The sequence below is a fragment of the Polaromonas sp. genome (assembly GCF_012927415.1).
Lineage (GTDB): Bacteria > Pseudomonadota > Gammaproteobacteria > Burkholderiales > Burkholderiaceae_C > Polaromonas.
In genome coordinates this window covers 56333-71219 of the sequence record NZ_JABBPF010000015.1, presented here as the reverse complement: position 1 = coordinate 71219, position 14887 = coordinate 56333, and the positions used below count along the sequence as shown (strand labels likewise).

Annotated in this window: 20 protein-coding genes; 11 read left to right on the top strand and 9 right to left on the bottom strand. The window is 60.3% G+C overall.

Annotated features, from left to right (window positions below; genetic code table 11):
- Positions 1 to 12: 12 nt before the first annotated feature.
- Both aroC and HHJ19_RS01495 read right to left on the bottom strand, forming a co-directional pair.
- Positions 13 to 1110, bottom strand: a complete 1098-nt coding sequence (aroC, locus tag HHJ19_RS01500; RefSeq protein WP_296903454.1) for a chorismate synthase — start codon at positions 1108 to 1110, stop codon at positions 13 to 15.
- Between the two features lie 38 nt (positions 1111 to 1148).
- The gene (locus tag HHJ19_RS01495) at positions 1149 to 1604 is read right to left on the bottom strand and encodes a CBS domain-containing protein (RefSeq protein ID WP_296903453.1); all 456 of its coding nucleotides are present in this window, start codon (positions 1602 to 1604) and stop codon (positions 1149 to 1151) included.
- A gap of 232 nt (positions 1605 to 1836) precedes the next feature.
- On the opposite strand from HHJ19_RS01495, the gene HHJ19_RS01490 reads away from it, so the two are divergent.
- Together HHJ19_RS01490 and HHJ19_RS01485 are read left to right on the top strand one after the other, a co-directional pair.
- A complete protein-coding gene (locus tag HHJ19_RS01490) occupies positions 1837 to 3138 on the top strand; it encodes an O-acetylhomoserine aminocarboxypropyltransferase (protein ID WP_296903452.1) in 1302 nt (433 codons plus the stop codon).
- The gene (locus HHJ19_RS01485) at positions 3138 to 3956 is read left to right on the top strand and encodes an alpha/beta hydrolase (RefSeq protein WP_296903502.1); all 819 of its coding nucleotides are present in this window, start codon (positions 3138 to 3140) and stop codon (positions 3954 to 3956) included. The genes HHJ19_RS01490 and HHJ19_RS01485 overlap by 1 nt, the downstream gene beginning before the upstream one ends.
- Positions 3957 to 4049: 93 nt before the next feature.
- Here the strand turns inward: HHJ19_RS01485 and HHJ19_RS01480 are convergent, their stop codons facing one another.
- The 3 genes from HHJ19_RS01480 to HHJ19_RS01470 all read right to left on the bottom strand — a co-directional run bounded on the left by HHJ19_RS01480 (position 4050) and on the right by HHJ19_RS01470 (position 5471).
- A complete protein-coding gene (locus HHJ19_RS01480) occupies positions 4050 to 4400 on the bottom strand; it encodes an HPF/RaiA family ribosome-associated protein (RefSeq protein WP_296903451.1) in 351 nt (116 codons plus the stop codon).
- Positions 4401 to 4830: 430 nt separating this feature from the next.
- Positions 4831 to 5037: a hypothetical protein gene (locus HHJ19_RS01475; RefSeq protein ID WP_296903450.1), complete on the bottom strand. Its 207-nt coding sequence runs from the start codon at positions 5035 to 5037 to the stop codon at positions 4831 to 4833.
- A gap of 140 nt (positions 5038 to 5177) precedes the next feature.
- Positions 5178 to 5471, bottom strand: a complete 294-nt coding sequence (locus HHJ19_RS01470; protein WP_296903449.1) for a GYD domain-containing protein — start codon at positions 5469 to 5471, stop codon at positions 5178 to 5180.
- On the opposite strand from HHJ19_RS01470, the gene HHJ19_RS01465 reads away from it, so the two are divergent.
- Entirely contained in the window at positions 5470 to 5601 is a 132-nt protein-coding gene (locus HHJ19_RS01465; protein WP_296903448.1) for a hypothetical protein, read from the top strand. The genes HHJ19_RS01470 and HHJ19_RS01465 overlap by 2 nt on opposite strands.
- A gap of 278 nt (positions 5602 to 5879) precedes the next feature.
- Here HHJ19_RS01465 and HHJ19_RS01460 read toward each other — a convergent pair whose 3' ends face one another.
- Together HHJ19_RS01460 and HHJ19_RS01455 are read right to left on the bottom strand one after the other, a co-directional pair.
- Entirely contained in the window at positions 5880 to 6275 is a 396-nt protein-coding gene (locus HHJ19_RS01460) for a thioredoxin family protein (protein WP_296903446.1), read from the bottom strand.
- A gap of 80 nt (positions 6276 to 6355) precedes the next feature.
- Positions 6356 to 7570 carry a YihY family inner membrane protein gene (locus HHJ19_RS01455; protein ID WP_296903444.1) on the bottom strand — a complete coding sequence of 405 codons (1215 nt, stop codon included), beginning with the start codon at positions 7568 to 7570 and terminating at the stop codon, positions 6356 to 6358.
- Positions 7571 to 7603: 33 nt separating this feature from the next.
- Between HHJ19_RS01455 and HHJ19_RS01450 the strand changes: the two genes are divergently transcribed.
- From HHJ19_RS01450 to xth, 8 genes are read left to right on the top strand one after another with little or no spacing between them, the layout of a single operon-like run.
- The gene (locus tag HHJ19_RS01450; RefSeq protein WP_296903442.1) at positions 7604 to 7993 is read left to right on the top strand and encodes a DUF2069 domain-containing protein; all 390 of its coding nucleotides are present in this window, start codon (positions 7604 to 7606) and stop codon (positions 7991 to 7993) included.
- Entirely contained in the window at positions 7990 to 9492 is a 1503-nt protein-coding gene (locus tag HHJ19_RS01445; RefSeq protein WP_296903440.1) for an FAD-binding oxidoreductase, read from the top strand. The genes HHJ19_RS01450 and HHJ19_RS01445 overlap by 4 nt, the downstream gene beginning before the upstream one ends.
- A gap of 27 nt (positions 9493 to 9519) precedes the next feature.
- Positions 9520 to 9789 (top strand): type II toxin-antitoxin system CcdA family antitoxin, encoded by a 270-nt coding sequence (locus HHJ19_RS01440; RefSeq protein WP_296903438.1) that lies wholly within the window; start codon positions 9520 to 9522, stop codon positions 9787 to 9789.
- Positions 9790 to 9792: 3 nt separating this feature from the next.
- On the top strand, positions 9793 to 10107 hold the full coding sequence (locus HHJ19_RS01435) for a CcdB family protein (RefSeq protein ID WP_296903436.1): 315 nt from the start codon (positions 9793 to 9795) through the stop codon (positions 10105 to 10107).
- Positions 10107 to 10940: a thymidylate synthase gene (locus tag HHJ19_RS01430; protein WP_296903434.1), complete on the top strand. Its 834-nt coding sequence runs from the start codon at positions 10107 to 10109 to the stop codon at positions 10938 to 10940. The genes HHJ19_RS01435 and HHJ19_RS01430 overlap by 1 nt, the downstream gene beginning before the upstream one ends.
- Positions 10941 to 10953: 13 nt before the next feature.
- Positions 10954 to 11451, top strand: coding sequence for a dihydrofolate reductase (locus tag HHJ19_RS01425; protein WP_296903432.1), 498 nt, complete (start codon positions 10954 to 10956; stop codon positions 11449 to 11451).
- A 1-nt stretch (position 11452) separates the two neighbouring features.
- Positions 11453 to 12043: a DUF4337 domain-containing protein gene (locus HHJ19_RS01420; RefSeq protein WP_296903430.1), complete on the top strand. Its 591-nt coding sequence runs from the start codon at positions 11453 to 11455 to the stop codon at positions 12041 to 12043.
- Positions 12044 to 12086: 43 nt separating this feature from the next.
- Positions 12087 to 12869 carry an exodeoxyribonuclease III gene (gene xth, locus HHJ19_RS01415; protein ID WP_296903428.1) on the top strand — a complete coding sequence of 261 codons (783 nt, stop codon included), beginning with the start codon at positions 12087 to 12089 and terminating at the stop codon, positions 12867 to 12869.
- 252 nt (positions 12870 to 13121) lie between these two features.
- Here the strand turns inward: xth and HHJ19_RS01410 are convergent, their stop codons facing one another.
- Together HHJ19_RS01410 and HHJ19_RS17985 are read right to left on the bottom strand one after the other, a co-directional pair.
- Complete coding sequence (locus HHJ19_RS01410; RefSeq protein ID WP_296903426.1) at positions 13122 to 14741, bottom strand: gamma-glutamyltransferase family protein; 1620 nt, start codon at positions 14739 to 14741, stop codon at positions 13122 to 13124.
- The gene (locus HHJ19_RS17985; protein ID WP_366929371.1) at positions 14738 to 14872 is read right to left on the bottom strand and encodes a hypothetical protein; all 135 of its coding nucleotides are present in this window, start codon (positions 14870 to 14872) and stop codon (positions 14738 to 14740) included. The genes HHJ19_RS01410 and HHJ19_RS17985 overlap by 4 nt, the downstream gene beginning before the upstream one ends.
- Positions 14873 to 14887: the final 15 nt, after the last annotated feature.

Genomic DNA, 14887 nt, shown 5'->3' with positions numbered 1-14887 from the left:
GGCCAACTGAAATCAAGCTCGCTGGTTCATGATGTCGGGCGTGCTGACCCGCACATCAGCGTTCTGTGCGCGGTGGCGCAGCGCGTGTTCCATCACCACCAGCGCCAGCAGCGCCTCGGCAATCGGGGTCGCGCGAATCCCCACGCAGGGATCGTGGCGGCCTTTGGTCACCACTTCGGCTGGATGACCAGCGGTATCTATCGACTGGCGCGGCGTGATGATGGAGCTCGTTGGCTTGATCGCAATCGACACTTCCAGGGCCTGCCCGGTACTGATGCCGCCCAGCACGCCACCAGCGTTGTTCGACATGAAGCCGCCGGGCGACAGCGAATCGCCATGGGTGGTGCCGCGCTGCATGACGCTGGCAAAACCTGCGCCTATTTCCACGCCCTTGACGGCGTTGATACCCATCATGGCAAAGGCAATATCGGCATCAAGCTTGTCGAATAGCGGCTCGCCCAAGCCCACTGGCACCCCTGCAGCGGTGACGCGAATGCGCGCACCGCATGAATCACCGGCCTTGCGCAGGTGATCCATGTAAGTCTCAAGATTTGATACGTCGGCCGCCGGCGCAAAAAACGGGTTGTGGGAAACATGATCCCAGGACTCGAAAGGAATCACAATGTCGCCAATCTGCGTCATGCAGCCGCGAAACGTCGTGCCGTACTTTTCAAGCAACCATTTTTTGGCCACGGCACCGGCCGCGACCATTGGCGCCGTCAGACGGGCGGATGACCGGCCACCGCCGCGCGGGTCGCGCAGACCGTATTTGTGCAGGTAGGTGTAGTCTGCGTGTCCAGGGCGAAAGGTTTCAAGGATGTTGCCGTAGTCCTTGCTGCGCTGGTCGGTGTTTTTTATCAGCAGGCAAATCGGCGTGCCGGTGGTCTTGCCCTGGTACACGCCCGACAGGATTTCAACTGCGTCGGGTTCATCGCGCTGCGTGACGTGGCGGCTGGTACCCGGACGGCGCCGGTCCAGGTCACGCTGGATATCGGACTCGCCGAGCAGCATGCCCGGCGGACAGCCATCGATTACGCAGCCAATGGCCGGGCCGTGGGATTCACCAAAGTTGGTGACTGCGAAGAGGTTTCCAAAAGTATTGCCGCTCATGGGATGGATTATCCCAGAGCGCGCGGCAGGCCGGCGGCTCAGCCGTCCTTGCCGTCTTCCTCTGCGGGCCAGTCGCGGATATAGGCTTTGAGCATCTTGTTTTCAAAATTCTGGCTGTCCACCACGGCCTTGGCGACATCGTAAAAACTGATCACGCCCATCAGCATCTTCTGGTTCATCACCGGCATGTAACGCGCATGGCGGTCCAGCATCATGCGGCGCACCTCGTCCATGTCGGTTTCGGAGGTGCAGGTCAGCGGGTGGTCGTCCATAGCCTTTCGCACCAGCGTCCCGCCGATTTCGCCGCCATTGTTAACGAGGCAAAGAATCACCTCACGAAAAGTCAGCATGCCGACCAGGTCACCATGCTCCATGACGACCAGTGAGCCGATATCTTTTTCGGCCATGATCTTGGCCGCCGTGGCCAGGGGTTCGTCCGGCTGGACGGTGTAAAGCGTGTTGCCTTTCACGCGCAGAATGTCAAGAACCTTCATCGCTTTCTCCTCGGTTGCTCTGCCAGATGGTTCTGCCAGCTTTTTTTCATGGCCCGGACAAATTGCTGCACCGGGAATGTCGACTCGAACCAACTTCAAATATAGCCCACAATCTCCTCAGCCGATGTAACGATTTCAACCACCTCCCTAGCTCGTCACTGGCCCGTCCCTGGGCATTTAAGCGCCATCCCGCGACGTTTTTATTTGTCTTTTTTGAACTGGAAACGAACCCATGCCCGGTTATTCAGATCCTGGTTTTGACACGCTGGCGCTGCACGCTGGCGCTGCACCCGACCCGGCCACTGGCGCGCGCGCCGTGCCGATTCACCTCACCACTTCCTTCGTGTTCGAATCGAGCGACCACGCTGCCAGCCTCTTCAACCTGGAACGCGGCGGTCATGTTTATTCGCGTCTGAGCAACCCGACCAATGCGGTGCTGGAGCAGCGCGTATCGGCATTGGAAGGTGGCATAGGTGCGATCGCCACTGCCAGCGGCCAGGCCGCGCTGCACCTCTCCATTGCCACGCTGATGGGTGCTGGCTCGCACATCGTCGCCAGCACCGCGCTGTACGGTGGCTCGCAGAACCTGCTGCATTACACGATGCGCCGCTTCGGCATAGCCACCACCTTTGTCAAACCTGGCGACATCGACGGCTGGCGCACGGCCGTGCAGCCCAATACCAAGCTGTTTTTCGGCGAAACCGTCGGCAACCCGGGCCTGGAGGTGCTGGATATCCCCACGGTGTCGGCCATGGCCCATGAAGCGGGCGTGCCGCTGCTGGTCGACTCCACGCTGACCTCGCCCTGGCTCATCAAGCCCTTCGATCTTGGCGCTGATCTGGTCTATCACTCGGCCACCAAATTCCTGAGCGGCCATGGCACTGTCATCGGCGGCATCGTGGTCGATGGCGGCAGTTTTGACTGGGACAAGTCAGGCAAGTTTGCCGAATTGACCGCACCTTACGACGGCTTTCACAACATGGTCTTCAGCGAGGAAAGCACCGTGGGTGCTTTCCTGCTGCGCGCGCGCCGCGAAGGCCTGCGCGACTTTGGCGCCTGCATGAGTCCGCACACTGCGTGGCTGATCTTGCAGGGTATTGAAACGCTGCCGCTGCGCATGGCGCGCCACATGGGCAACACTGAAAAAATCGTTGCGTTTCTGTCCCGCCAGCCCTTTGTGTCGCGCGTGGGCCATCCCTTGCTGGAGTCGCATGCCAGCCATGCGCTGGCCAAAAAACTGCTGCCGCGCGGTGCCGGCTCGGTGTTCAGCTTTGACCTCAAGGGCAGCCGCGAACAGGGCAAGGCTTTCGTGGACGGACTGAAGCTGTTCAGCCACCTGGCCAACGTCGGCGACTGCCGTAGCCTGGTGATTCACCCCGCCAGCACCACGCATTTCCGCATGAGCGATGAAGCGCTCGCCAGCGCGGGAATTTCGCAGGGTACGATTCGTCTTTCCATCGGACTCGAAGACCCGGACGACCTGATTGACGACCTCAAGCGCGCCCTGAAAACGGCAGAAAAGGCAGCTGCATGATGCATCTCACCGTCAACGGCCACAAAACCTACTGCTACACCGGCGGCAAAGTTTTCGATGCCAGCCAGCCCACTGCGGTTTTCATTCACGGCGTGCTGCACGACCACAGCGTCTGGATTTTGCAAACGCGCTATCTGGCGCACCACGGCTGGAATGTGCTGGCCGTGGACCTGCCGGGACACTGCCGCAGCGAAGGCGAAGCGCCGTCCACTGTGGAAGAAGGGGCTGACTTTGTGATGGCGCTGCTGCAGGCGGCAGGCTTGCAGCGCGCAGCGCTGATCGGCCATAGCTGGGGTTCGCTGATCGCGCTGGAAGCCGCGTCTAAGCTGAAGGATCGCGTCAGCCATCTCGTGCTGGTTGGCACCGCCTTCCCGATGAAGGTTTCTCAAGCACTGCTCGACAGTTCGCTCAACGAGCCTTTGAAGGCCCTGCGCCTGGTCAATGTTTTCTCTCGCAGCACACTGGCGCCTCCGTCTTCAGCAGTCGCTGCTGGCACGTGGGTGTATGGAGCCAGTATGGCATTGGGTCGCCGTGTGCTGGCCGGCAACCCCAAGGTCAATGTGTTTCACCGCGGTTTCAAGGCCTGCGACAGCTACGCCAATGGCGAGCAAGCAATTCAGCAAATCACCTGTCCAGTTCTGTTTGTGCTGGGCGCACAAGATCAGATGACGCAGCCCAAAGCGGCTCAGAGCCTGGTCACCGCAGCCCGAAACGCGGGCAAGTCAGTTCAAATTGCCAGTCTGCCTGTCGGCCACCACCAGATGAGCGAAGCGCCGGACGAAACGCTGTTTGCGATTCGGGATTTTCTCAAGCCCTGAGCCGTAAGCCCTGAGCCTGCCGTTGACACGGCAGGCCACCCTTTCAGTGAAAGGTGGAGCCTGCGCCATCAGTCCACAGAGAGGGAAAATTGCTCAGTCAAGCTGCTCACCGACCGTCGCGGTTCGCCCTTTCAAATCATGAAGCTGACCAAAGGTGCCGTCAAGCAACCGCTCCATTTTCTCGGCTGCGCCACTGATGGCGTGGTCAAGCGTTTCTGCAACATGCGTCACCACCAGCGGCTGCATTCCTGCAGGCCTGGCCTCCAGCACACACTTTTTGCTGTCCGTGCGGACTTTTTGACTGCTCTCGCCACTCAAGTGGGCCTCCACGCGGGTGATGTTTTCGCGAAAGCGGCTCAGTTTGGCTTGAAGCAGGGTCTGGACATGGAGGCCCAGCCTCTCGCCACCCTCGATATTCTTGTCGGTATGGGTGTGGATTTGCATATTGCGTTTTCCTTGCAGCGAAATGAGTCTGCATTTCTGCAGAATATCGGGATGCGGATCGCTTGAGTTTTTCCCTGACATCCCGGGTAAACCGAAATTCATCCTAACTCAAAGTTGTAGCCGCATGCAAGGCAGGGCGACCCGCATCGGCTTGCAAAATCGACGCACCGACAGGCGCCCGGCTTTTGGCGTCAAAACATGACCGCATGGGCAGGCTTCAAGAGTCAGCGGGGAAAAGCCCTGATGTTGGGGCACCTGGCGACCCATTTTTTGGGTTAACCCGCAAGGGGGGCCAGGGAACCCGAATGGTGCCCACGTACGCCGCAAAATCAGATACCTTGCGTCGCCGAGTTGGCGCAAATTGCGCGCTCAGCCGTTGAGGAAGTGGAGGTCCGGTTTATCCACGACGCCAACTTTCTGCATGTTTCCCTCAGATCCGCGGACTCGACAAGGCCTTGGAACGACTACGGTCCTGTGCCTCAAAAAGGAGGATGCCTTCGTTGGGATCCTGAGCGTCGCGAAGCAGGTACTTTTCCGTAAGACCAGCCTCAACGCATTTTGGCAGGTGAGCGTCGTAGCCGCGCGTCCATTGCGAAAAGTCGCTGACCTTGTGTCGGATGAGCAGGAAACTGGCCATGAAAGTTCTCCTGACGAATGAAGTGCTGATAAACAAAACAAGAAAGTACCGGGGCACGACCTACGCCCAATGACGGCAAGGCAAAATCCTCGCCGATGACGTCCAGCGGCCCCGCAAGTCACTGGGGAAAATGGGGCAGGCTAGGCCATCTTGCCGAGAATTCCGGTCATCTCGTCCTTGGTAAAGGCGCGCAAAGTCTGCATGCGGACATTGCCCCCGCCAGCGATGGCCAGCGCGAAAGCCGTGGCCGACTCGTCATCCGGTGCTTCGAGGGTCACGACCAGATCGTATTTGCCGAGCGTCCAGTAGATCTGGGTCATGCTGGCGCCGAACTTTTTGGCCGCTTCCTTGACGGCATCCGCGCGTTTTAAGGTTTCCTTGACGCTGCGAATACCCTGATCGGTAAAGCTGGAAAGTGCAATATACGTCCTCATGATTATTCTCCTTGTGGAAACTGGGACCTCGGACATCAAACCGGCCAGCGGCGGTCCCGATACGCTGGCCGGAAAAGGCGATTGCGCAATGGCCGATGCAACGCAGGACAGCCCACGCCTTGGCCTCTGACGGTGATGACAGGCTCAGTACAGAAAGCCATACAGCAGCTGAGTTTGTAGCACTGGCACCGGTGGCGGGCAAGGTGTGAAGAGCGCGCTGTAAAAGCGCCTTACAAGACTTACACCCGGTCTTGCCGATGAATCGCCATCCACCACAGCGCTGATTTTCCAGTCAAGCGACGGCCCTGCTCGCTATTAATACCATAGCAAACAACAGCGATAAAACATCGACAACAAGCAATTTTCGTGCAAAAACGGCGAAACTGCCGGGTGCCGCAGCGCGAAAGTTCAGTCCTTGACCCAGAACGCAGGCGCTGTCTGCACGGCGCCCAGCAACTGCCGCGTGACGGTGGAATGGGGCTGTGCCTGAAGGCCTGAGCGAGCCAGCGAGTCAAGCAGTCGCGCCAGGTTTTGTGGCTGCGGCGGCAAGGGGCCAAAAAACCAGGTGCCTCGCGCATCGGCCATTAGCACCGTGGGGAAAGTCTCCACGTCCAGATCACCGACCAGGTCTGCCTGGTCTTCAATGTCCAGCCAGACAAACCGGACCGAAGGGTAGCGGGCCGCCATGTCCTCGACCACGCCCCGGTAGTCGCGGCAAAGGCCGCACCAGTCCGCACACAGGCAGATTACCCAGGTGGGAACGGGCTCCGGCGGAATAATGGCTGGTGCAGGCAGGTGGCTCATGTGGATGTGAATTCAGGGCTTGGTGGCAGGTAGGCGGATGGCGGATTACGGATGCCTGGACCCTTATGAGCGCGCGTTTTTCATAGCGCATCGCGCAGACGAATCTGGGACCAGCGGGCTTTTTCCCATAAATTGCCGACCGATTGCGCCTTGTCCAGCAGCAACAGCTGCATCAGAGGCTCCAGCGCGGTCGCATCGGGGTTGACCAAAAGCAGATAGCGCGACTCGGCCTGCCCCTGGGCATCGTTGAGCTGGCCAACCCAGTCCAGCTCTACCAGCGTTTCCAGCACCGGCTCCAGCTGCAGCACGTCCACGTCAAGCAGTGCTGCCAATTGCGCGGCGCTCACGCCAATTCGTGCGGTAGCACGAGCCTTGTCCAGATGCTGCAGGATTTCAATGGACAACTGAAACAGCCAGCCATGGGCACTGCCGCGTCGCGAAACGCCGGCCAGCAAGCTGGGCAGGTACGCCGTAATGACTGCGCCCATCAGCACGATGACCCATGACACATAAATCCAGACCAGCAGGATTGGCAAGGCGGCAAAGGCACCGTAAACAAGGGAGTAGGTCGGCACCGCAGCCAGATAGATGCCCAGTATTTTCTTGCCAATTTCAATACCCGCGGCAACAAACACACCGCCAGCGAAAGCATGCGCCCATTTGACGTAGGTGTTGGGAACGTAGCGGTACAAGGCAGCCATGCCGCTGACGACCAGAAAAAACTGGGCCAGGTCCAGCAAAAAACGCAGGCTGATGGGCAAGGCGCCCACCAGCCCGCTGGAGGCTGAAACCACATACGACGTAACCGCCAGACTGACTGCCAGCACCAACGGCCCGAGCGTGATGGCAGCCCAGTAAATCAGCACCCGTTGCGCCAGCGGCCGGGGTTTTCTCACGCGCCAGATGCCGTTCAGGGTGCGGTCTATAGTCAGAATCAGAGCAATGGCCGTGACCAGCAGCACCGCCAGACCGGCACCGCCCAGTTTGCTGGCTTGCAGGCTGAACTGGGTCAGGTAACCCAGCACCTGGCGGGCAATGTTGTCGGGAATCAGGCTCTGGACGAGCCAGTTCTTCAACGCGCCCTGCAGCTTCGAAAACATCGGGAAGGCGGTAAAAATCGCCAGCGCGACTGTAAAGAAGGGCACCAGCGCAATCGAAGTGGTAAAGGTCAGGCTGCTGGCGGTCAGGCCCATATGGTCTTCACGAAAACGCTGGCGCAGGGTAATGGCGGTATCGCGCCAGGGAAAATGCGACAGCTCGTCGAGCAAAGCCTGCAAAGACTGCTGAAATTTCATCCCCGGTATCATGCCATTGACACTCTTATGAACATGAACAAAACAAACCGGATTGAAATGACACGCTGGCTGGCCCTGGGCAGCCTGGGCGGGCTGATCGTCCTGGGTCTGGCCTGGGAAATGTGGCTGGCGCCGATACGGCCTGGCGGATCGCTTCTGGCGCTCAAGGTGCTCCCGCTGTGCATTCCCCTGGCCGGCATTCTGAAAAACCGCATGTACACCTACCGCTGGGTCAGCCTGATGGTGTGGATTTACTTTACTGAAGGCGCAACGCGCGCCTGGAGTGACCGCCCACCGGGCAACTACCTCGCCATGCTGGAAGTGCTGCTGTGCCTGCTGCTTTTCACAGCCTGCGCGCTGCATGTGCGCATACGCCTTAAAAACTCGCCCGCCTCCGACGCTGCAGCGACGAGCCTGCCATGACCCGAACCGACGATTTTCTGCAAACCCTCGCGCAAATCACCGGCCAGGCGAATCTGCTGACAGGTGGCGACCTGAGCGCTTACACGCAGGACTGGCGCAAGCGCGCCCATGGCAAGGCACTGGCAGTGGCACGCCCCGGCAACACGGCGGAAGTGGCCGCCATCGTCAAGGCCTGCGCTGCTGCCGGCGTGAGCCTGGTGCCGCAAGGCGGCAACACCGGCCTGGCCGTCGGCTCCGTGCCGGATGAATCAGGCACGCAAGTCGTGCTGAGCCTGCAGCGCATGAACGCCGTGCGCGCTATGGATGCGGCCAACCTCACGGTGACGGTCGAAGCCGGCTGCATCCTGCAAAACCTACAGGATGCAGCCGAAAAGGCCGGCTTTCTTTTCCCCTTGAGCCTGGCCGCCGAAGGCAGCTGCACGATTGGCGGCAATCTGGCGACCAACGCCGGTGGCACGCAGGTGGTGCGCTATGGCAATGCGCGCGATTTGTGCCTGGGGCTGGAAGTGGTCACAGCGCAGGGCGAAATCTGGCATGGGCTGTCGGGGCTGCGCAAGGACAATACCGGCTACGACCTGCGCGACCTGTTCATCGGCAGCGAGGGCACGCTGGGCATCATCACCGCCGCCACGCTGAAGCTCTACCCGCAGCCCGCAGCCCGGCTGACGGCCTGGGCTGCAGTGCCGTCGATGGAAGCCGCCGTCGCCCTGCTCGGCCTGTCGCACCAGCACCTGGGCGCGGGCCTGACGGGGTTTGAAGTCATGGGGCAGTTTGCGCTGAGCCTGGTGGACAAACACTTTGCCCAGCTGCGCGTGCCGTTTTTCGAAGCGCCTGCCGCGCCGCCGGACCGCCCCGAGCAAGGTACGGCAACATCGGGGAGCAGCGAACCCAACGCAGTGCAGAGCGTGGGGCCCCCTTATTGCGTGCTGCTTGAAAACTCCGATCACGAATCCGAGGTCCATGCGCGCGCCCAATTCGAGCGGCTGCTGGAAACCGCCTTTGAGCAGGGTTGCGTCAGTGATGCCGTGGTGGCCGAAAACCTGACGCAGGCTGCGAGCCTGTGGCACATCCGCGAGAGCATTCCGCTGGCGCAGGCCGAGGAAGGCCTGAATATCAAGCACGACATTTCCATTCCGGTCTCGCACATTCCGCAGTTTGTGACCGACACCGATGCCCTGCTGCAGAAAAATATTGCCGGCGTGCGGTTGGTGAACTTCGGCCACCTGGGCGACGGCAATCTTCATTACAACGTGCAGGCCCCTGAAGGCAGCGACGCCAGGGCCTTTCTCAATGAGCAGGAAGAAAACGTCAACACACTGGTGTATGACTCGGTAGCCCGTTTTGACGGCTCCATCTCGGCCGAACACGGCGTTGGCAGCCTTAAAACCGACAAGCTGCCACGCTACAAATCGCCGGTAGCGCTATCGATGATGCGCGCTGTTAAAGAGGCGCTCGATCCGCAAAACATCATGAATCCGGGGCGAATCGTGCGCATATAATCCGCGCATGTTTCATGGAGTACCGTCATGCCGAACTTGAAGAATGGCGCCAAAAAGGCTACCAATCTTTCACTGAACTCGAAAGTGCTGGAGCTGGCCCGCGAGTTGGGCATGAATGTTTCGCAAACTGTCGACGCTCTGCTGGCTGAAGAGGTCAAACGACGTTATTGGGGAAAGTGGCGCGATGACAATCGCGAGGCGATGGACGCCTACAACCAGCGAATCGCGCAAGAAGGACTGCCGTTGGCGAAGTACCGCAGCTTCGCACGCAGTCTTGGTGACGGCCAAAAGGGCTGAGCCATGGCCCGATACGACGTGTACAACAATCCTGACGCGAACGAGCGTACCACCACGCCCTACTTGCTGGACGTGCAAAACAACTTTCTCGAAGTCGACACCCGTGTCATGGTTCCCCTGCATGACGCAGGCCGTTTCCGCTCAGCATCGGTGCGCGACCTGAACCCAGAGCTTGACTTGCAAGGTCAAGCCCTGATCATGAATACCGCCGCCATCGGTGCAATTCCTTCCAGTGATCTCCTTCGCCCCCTCGCCAGCCTTGCCAATCAGAGCGCTGTCATCCAGAACGCGCTCGACACCCTGTTTGGAGGCTATTGATGTCCGACCGCCCTGTCCGCTCCCAATACGAAGATTTCATGCGCCATGTCGCCGCGCAGGGCGTGTTCAAAGCCGACCGCACCGGCACTGGAACCAAAAGCGTGTTTGGCTACCAGATGCGCTTTGACCTGAACGAAGGTTTCCCGCTGGTCACGACCAAAAAGGTTCACGTCAAGTCCATCGTTCATGAGCTACTGTGGTTTTTGCAGGGCTCAAGCGACAACAACTGGCTGAAAGAGCGCGGCGTCAGCATCTGGGACGAATGGGCGCGAGAAGACGGCAGCTTGGGCCCGGTCTATGGCGTGCAGTGGCGCAGCTGGCCGACGCCCGATGGCGGCCACATTGACCAGATTGCAGAGGTCATCAAGGCGCTCATGACCAACCCCGACTCGCGCCGCATCATCGTCAGCGCGTGGAACGTGGCTGATCTGGACAAGATGGCGTTGATGCCCTGCCATGCCTTCTTCCAGTTTTATGTGGCCCCGTCTGAAGTGGCTGGCCAGCCGGGCAAGCTCAGCTGCCAGCTCTACCAGCGCAGCGCCGATATTTTTCTCGGCGTGCCTTTCAACATCGCCAGTTATGCCCTGCTCACGCACATGGTGGCGCAGCAGTGCGACCTGGATGTGGGTGACTTCATCTGGACCGGCGGCGATTGCCACATCTACAGCAACCACCAGGAACAGGTAGCACTGCAACTGAGCCGCGCGCCCCTGCCCTATCCGATGCTGCAGATCAGGCGCAAGCCGGCTTCAATCTTCGACTATCAGTTCGAAGACTTCGAATTTCTGGACTATCAACACCACCCGGCCATCAAGGCGCCGGTGGCGGTTTGACTGGCCCGCCATCATGCCCCGCATCAATCTGATTTACGCCCGCGCCGCCAACGGCGTGATTGGCAACAACAACGCCATGCCCTGGCACCTGCCGGAAGACCTGGCGCATTTCAAACGCCTGACCCTGGGCCATCCCGTCATCATGGGACGCAAGACCTGGGATTCACTCCCGCCCAAATTCCGTCCCCTTCCCGGTCGCGACAATGTCGTCATCACCCGGCAGCCCGACTGGCACGCAGCGGGCGCTGCAGCGGCCTCAAGCCTGGCCAGAGCACTTGAACTGTGCGCGCGGGCTGAAGAAGTCTGGGTCGTGGGCGGTGCGCAAATCTACGCCCAGGCCGAGCCTCTTGCAGACCGTGTAGAAGTCACGGAAATTGACCGTAACTTCGAAGGCGACGCGTTTGCGCCGCCGCTTGGCCGCCAATGGGGAGCAGTGGCGCGCGAAGATCACATATCCACCACAGGCCTGAAATTCAGTTTCGTCACTTACCAAAAACAATCGGAAAATTAATATGTCTGGACAAGAATTTCACGTACACGGGCCGCACGATCATGAACTGGAGCACGCCGCGCAGGGCGCACATGACGGACCCGACAAGGGCGGCATGATCGCGCAGATTGCGGTCGTCACCGCCATCATCGCCACGGTGGGGGCTTTGTTTTCCTACCAGGGTGGCGCCACGCAAGCCAATGCTGGCCTTTACAAAAACAACGCCGCCATCAAGAAGACCGAAGCGTCCAACCAATGGAACTTTTTTCAAGCCAAAAGTACCAAGCAGTCGCTGTCCGAATTTGCCCGGGACCTGGCGCCCGAAGACAAAAAGGTCGCCTACCAGGGCAAGATTGACCGTTACGAAAAAGAGAAAAACGAAATCACGGTGGCCGCCGAGAAACTGGAAAGCGAGGCCACCGTCTGGGACAAATCGTCCGACGAGCAAATGCACCAGCACCACCGCTGGGCACAAGCCACGACCGTGCTGCAGGTCTCGATTGCCCTGGCAGCGATTGCCCTGCTAACGCGCAAGAAGTGGCTGGAGTACGGCATGTTTGCGCTAGCCGGGGTCGGGCTGGTGCTGGGCGCTCTTGCGGCGCTACATATTTAATAGCTACTCATGCCGATTCTGATTGGACCTAAGCGCTAAAACAATGAAAATTGCCACCTGGAACGTAAATTCACTGGCGGTGCGGCTGCCGCAGGTGCTTGACTGGCTCGCGACGCACCCGGTCGATGCGCTGTGCCTGCAGGAACTCAAACTCAGCGATGACAAGTTTCCGCTGAAGGAGCTAAAGGAAGCTGGCTACCAGAGCGCGGTGTTCGGCCAGAAAACCTACAACGGCGTCGCGATTTTGAGCAAGACGCCAGCGCGCGGCATCGTGAAAAACATTCAGGGCTTTAGTGACGAGCAGTCACGCGTGATTGCCGCCACGCTGGACACACCCGCTGGCGAGTTGCGCGTCATCAACGGCTATTTTGTCAACGGCCAGGCGCCGGCAACAGAGAAGTTTGCGTACAAGATGAAATGGCTGGACGGCCTGCGCGACTGGCTGCGCGAAGAACTCGCGGCGCACCCGAAACTGATACTGCTCGGCGACTTCAACATCACCGTGGATGACCGCGACACCTATGACCCGCAAGGCTTGCGCGAAACCATCCACCACACCACCGAAGAGCGCCAGCACTTTCAGGCGCTGATTGACCTGGGTTTGAGCGATGCCTTCCGGATGTTTGAGCAGCCCGAGAAAAGCTACTCGTGGTGGGATTACCGGGAGATGGCGTTCCGGCGCAACCGCGGCCTGCGAATTGACCACATTCTGGTCAGCGAAGCGCTCAAACCACAGGTTCGCAGTTGCGTCATCGACAAGCTGCCGCGAAAGAACGAGCGGCCCAGCGATCATGTACCTGTCGTTCTGGAACTCGTTTCTCTATAAAAAAAGTATCTGCTTTCTCGCGTGGTGCCTGATAAAACGCCAATTTTCACCAGGTTTTGACCGGATCACTTTCCGAAACTCCAGCGCGGGTCCCGCTGTGCAGTCAGGCTGCAAGTCCCGGCTCGTCATGAAGGCCGCCAACACGAACAGGAGGCAGGCGAACGCGCGGGCGCAGCAAGCCGGTGAGAAAGCCGGAGCAGGCAGCCCAACGCGAGCAATTGGACAAACAGAATCGGCGCTATTCCCTTGACTTTAAAACGCCACGGCCTGGCCGTCCTTGCGCGGGTCTGAGCCTGCAATGTAGGCGTCGCCCTGCCTGAGCACCAGTTGCGCGCCCCCGAATGCGAACACGCCGCTGCCAGACTCGACAGTGACCTCATGCCCGCGCGCAGCAAGCTCGCTCGCCACACCGGCGTCAAAGCCTGGCTCGACCGCCACCTGACGGCCGCCAGTCATGCGCCAGCGGGGGGCGTCAGCTGCAGCCTGAGGATTCTGCGCGTAATGCAGCACGCGCAAAGCCATTTGCACATGACCCTGCGACTGCATCGGTCCACCCATCACACCGAACGCCATTTGCGGCGTTCCATCGGCATGCATGGCGAACGCCGGGATGATGGTGTGCGACGGACGCTTGGCGGGCCCAACTTGGTTGGCATGCCCCCGCTCCAGGGAAAAACCATGCCCCCGGTTCTGCAGACTGATGCCCGTCCCGGGCACGACAATGCCCGAACCAAAGCCCATGTAGTTGGACTGAATGAAGGAAACCATCATCCCGGAGGCATCCGCCGCTGCAACGTAGACGGTGCCGCCCGGCTTGGGCCTACCGTGGCCGGGGTCGCTGGCACGGTTGCGGTCAATCAGTCTGGCGCGCTCGGCCAAGTAGGCCGGGTCCAGCAGCGCGTTGGGCGAGACCTGCATCGCGTCTCTGTCAGCGTTGTACCGGTGCAGGTCGGCCAGCGCGAACTTCATCGCCTCGATCGACAGATGCACTGTATCGATGTGGTCGAGCGGCTGCTTGCCAACACCCAGGGTTTGCATCATGCCCAGCGCCATGAGGGCGGCAATGCCCTGCCCGTTCGGTGGCAGTTCGTGGACCACTGAACCGGCAAAAGGCTGCGCCAGCGTGCCGCACCAGTCGGCGCGGTGGTTCGCCAGATCGTCCTCGGTCAGCACCGCGCCATGCGCCCGGGCATGTGCCGCGATGCTTTGGGCAAGCGCACCGCGGTAAAACGCCTCGCCATGGCTGTCGGCAATGGCTTCGAGCGTGCTCGCATGGGCCTCGCTGCGAAACACCTCGCCGGCATGAGGCGCGCGGCCGCCGGGTAAAAAGCATTCGGCAAAGCCGGGCTGGTCGCCCAGCCGCGCACCGCCCATCGCCCACAAATGCGCGATGACGGGCGATACAGGAAAGCCGTTGCGCGCATAGTCAATGGCGGGCCTGGCCAGATCGGCAAACGGCAGGCGGCCGAAACGGCGCGAAAGTGTGCTCCAGGCGGAAACCGCGCCGGGTACGGTGACGGCGTCCCAGCCTTTGTCGGGCATGGCGCCGTGGCCGACAAAGCGGTCGGCGGACCAAGCTGCAGGCGAACGGCCTGAGGCGTTCAGCCCGTGCAGTTCCTTGCCATCCCAAACCATGGCAAAACCATCGCTGCCGAGCCCGCAACCGGTCGGCTCGACGACGGTCAAGGCCATCGCCGTGGCGATGGCGGCATCCACCGCATTTCCACCGGCCAGCAGCATGCGCAGGCCGGCCTGTGCAGCGAGTGGTTGCGAGGTGCTCACAACGTTGCGCCCCAGCACGGCAGAACGGGCGGAAGGGTAAGGATTGGTGAAGTTCATGGTGGATGAATCAGGCATCGGTAAGTTTTTCATTTCAGGGTTATCTTACGGTCGCGAATGATGCGCGCCCAGCGTTGGCTGTCGGCAGACACTATCGCGGCAAACTGTGCGGGTGAGCCCAGCAGGGCGGGTTCCACGCCGAGTTTGCCCAGACTTTCCAACATATCGGGCCGTGGGCA

Excerpts from the sequence above, each read along its gene's own strand:
- aroC (WP_296903454.1), bottom strand. The coding sequence starts at position 1,110 with ATGAGCGGCAATACTTTTGGAAACCTCTTCGCAGTCACCAACTTTGGT.
- HHJ19_RS01495 (WP_296903453.1), bottom strand. The coding sequence starts at position 1,604 with ATGAAGGTTCTTGACATTCTGCGCGTGAAAGGCAACACGCTTTACACC.
- HHJ19_RS01490 (WP_296903452.1), top strand. The coding sequence starts at position 1,837 with ATGCCCGGTTATTCAGATCCTGGTTTTGACACGCTGGCGCTGCACGCT.
- HHJ19_RS01485 (WP_296903502.1), top strand. The coding sequence starts at position 3,138 with ATGCATCTCACCGTCAACGGCCACAAAACCTACTGCTACACCGGCGGC.
- HHJ19_RS01480 (WP_296903451.1), bottom strand. The coding sequence starts at position 4,400 with ATGCAAATCCACACCCATACCGACAAGAATATCGAGGGTGGCGAGAGG.
- HHJ19_RS01475 (WP_296903450.1), bottom strand. The coding sequence starts at position 5,037 with ATGGCCAGTTTCCTGCTCATCCGACACAAGGTCAGCGACTTTTCGCAA.
- HHJ19_RS01465 (WP_296903448.1), top strand. The coding sequence starts at position 5,470 with ATGATTATTCTCCTTGTGGAAACTGGGACCTCGGACATCAAACCGGCC.
- HHJ19_RS01470 (WP_296903449.1), bottom strand. The coding sequence starts at position 5,471 with ATGAGGACGTATATTGCACTTTCCAGCTTTACCGATCAGGGTATTCGC.
- HHJ19_RS01460 (WP_296903446.1), bottom strand. The coding sequence starts at position 6,275 with ATGAGCCACCTGCCTGCACCAGCCATTATTCCGCCGGAGCCCGTTCCC.
- HHJ19_RS01455 (WP_296903444.1), bottom strand. The coding sequence starts at position 7,570 with ATGAAATTTCAGCAGTCTTTGCAGGCTTTGCTCGACGAGCTGTCGCAT.
- HHJ19_RS01450 (WP_296903442.1), top strand. The coding sequence starts at position 7,604 with ATGAACAAAACAAACCGGATTGAAATGACACGCTGGCTGGCCCTGGGC.
- HHJ19_RS01445 (WP_296903440.1), top strand. The coding sequence starts at position 7,990 with ATGACCCGAACCGACGATTTTCTGCAAACCCTCGCGCAAATCACCGGC.
- HHJ19_RS01440 (WP_296903438.1), top strand. The coding sequence starts at position 9,520 with ATGCCGAACTTGAAGAATGGCGCCAAAAAGGCTACCAATCTTTCACTG.
- HHJ19_RS01435 (WP_296903436.1), top strand. The coding sequence starts at position 9,793 with ATGGCCCGATACGACGTGTACAACAATCCTGACGCGAACGAGCGTACC.
- HHJ19_RS01430 (WP_296903434.1), top strand. The coding sequence starts at position 10,107 with ATGTCCGACCGCCCTGTCCGCTCCCAATACGAAGATTTCATGCGCCAT.
- HHJ19_RS01425 (WP_296903432.1), top strand. The coding sequence starts at position 10,954 with ATGCCCCGCATCAATCTGATTTACGCCCGCGCCGCCAACGGCGTGATT.
- HHJ19_RS01420 (WP_296903430.1), top strand. The coding sequence starts at position 11,453 with ATGTCTGGACAAGAATTTCACGTACACGGGCCGCACGATCATGAACTG.
- xth (WP_296903428.1), top strand. The coding sequence starts at position 12,087 with ATGAAAATTGCCACCTGGAACGTAAATTCACTGGCGGTGCGGCTGCCG.
- HHJ19_RS01410 (WP_296903426.1), bottom strand. The coding sequence starts at position 14,741 with ATGAAAAACTTACCGATGCCTGATTCATCCACCATGAACTTCACCAAT.
- HHJ19_RS17985 (WP_366929371.1), bottom strand. The coding sequence starts at position 14,872 with ATGTTGGAAAGTCTGGGCAAACTCGGCGTGGAACCCGCCCTGCTGGGC.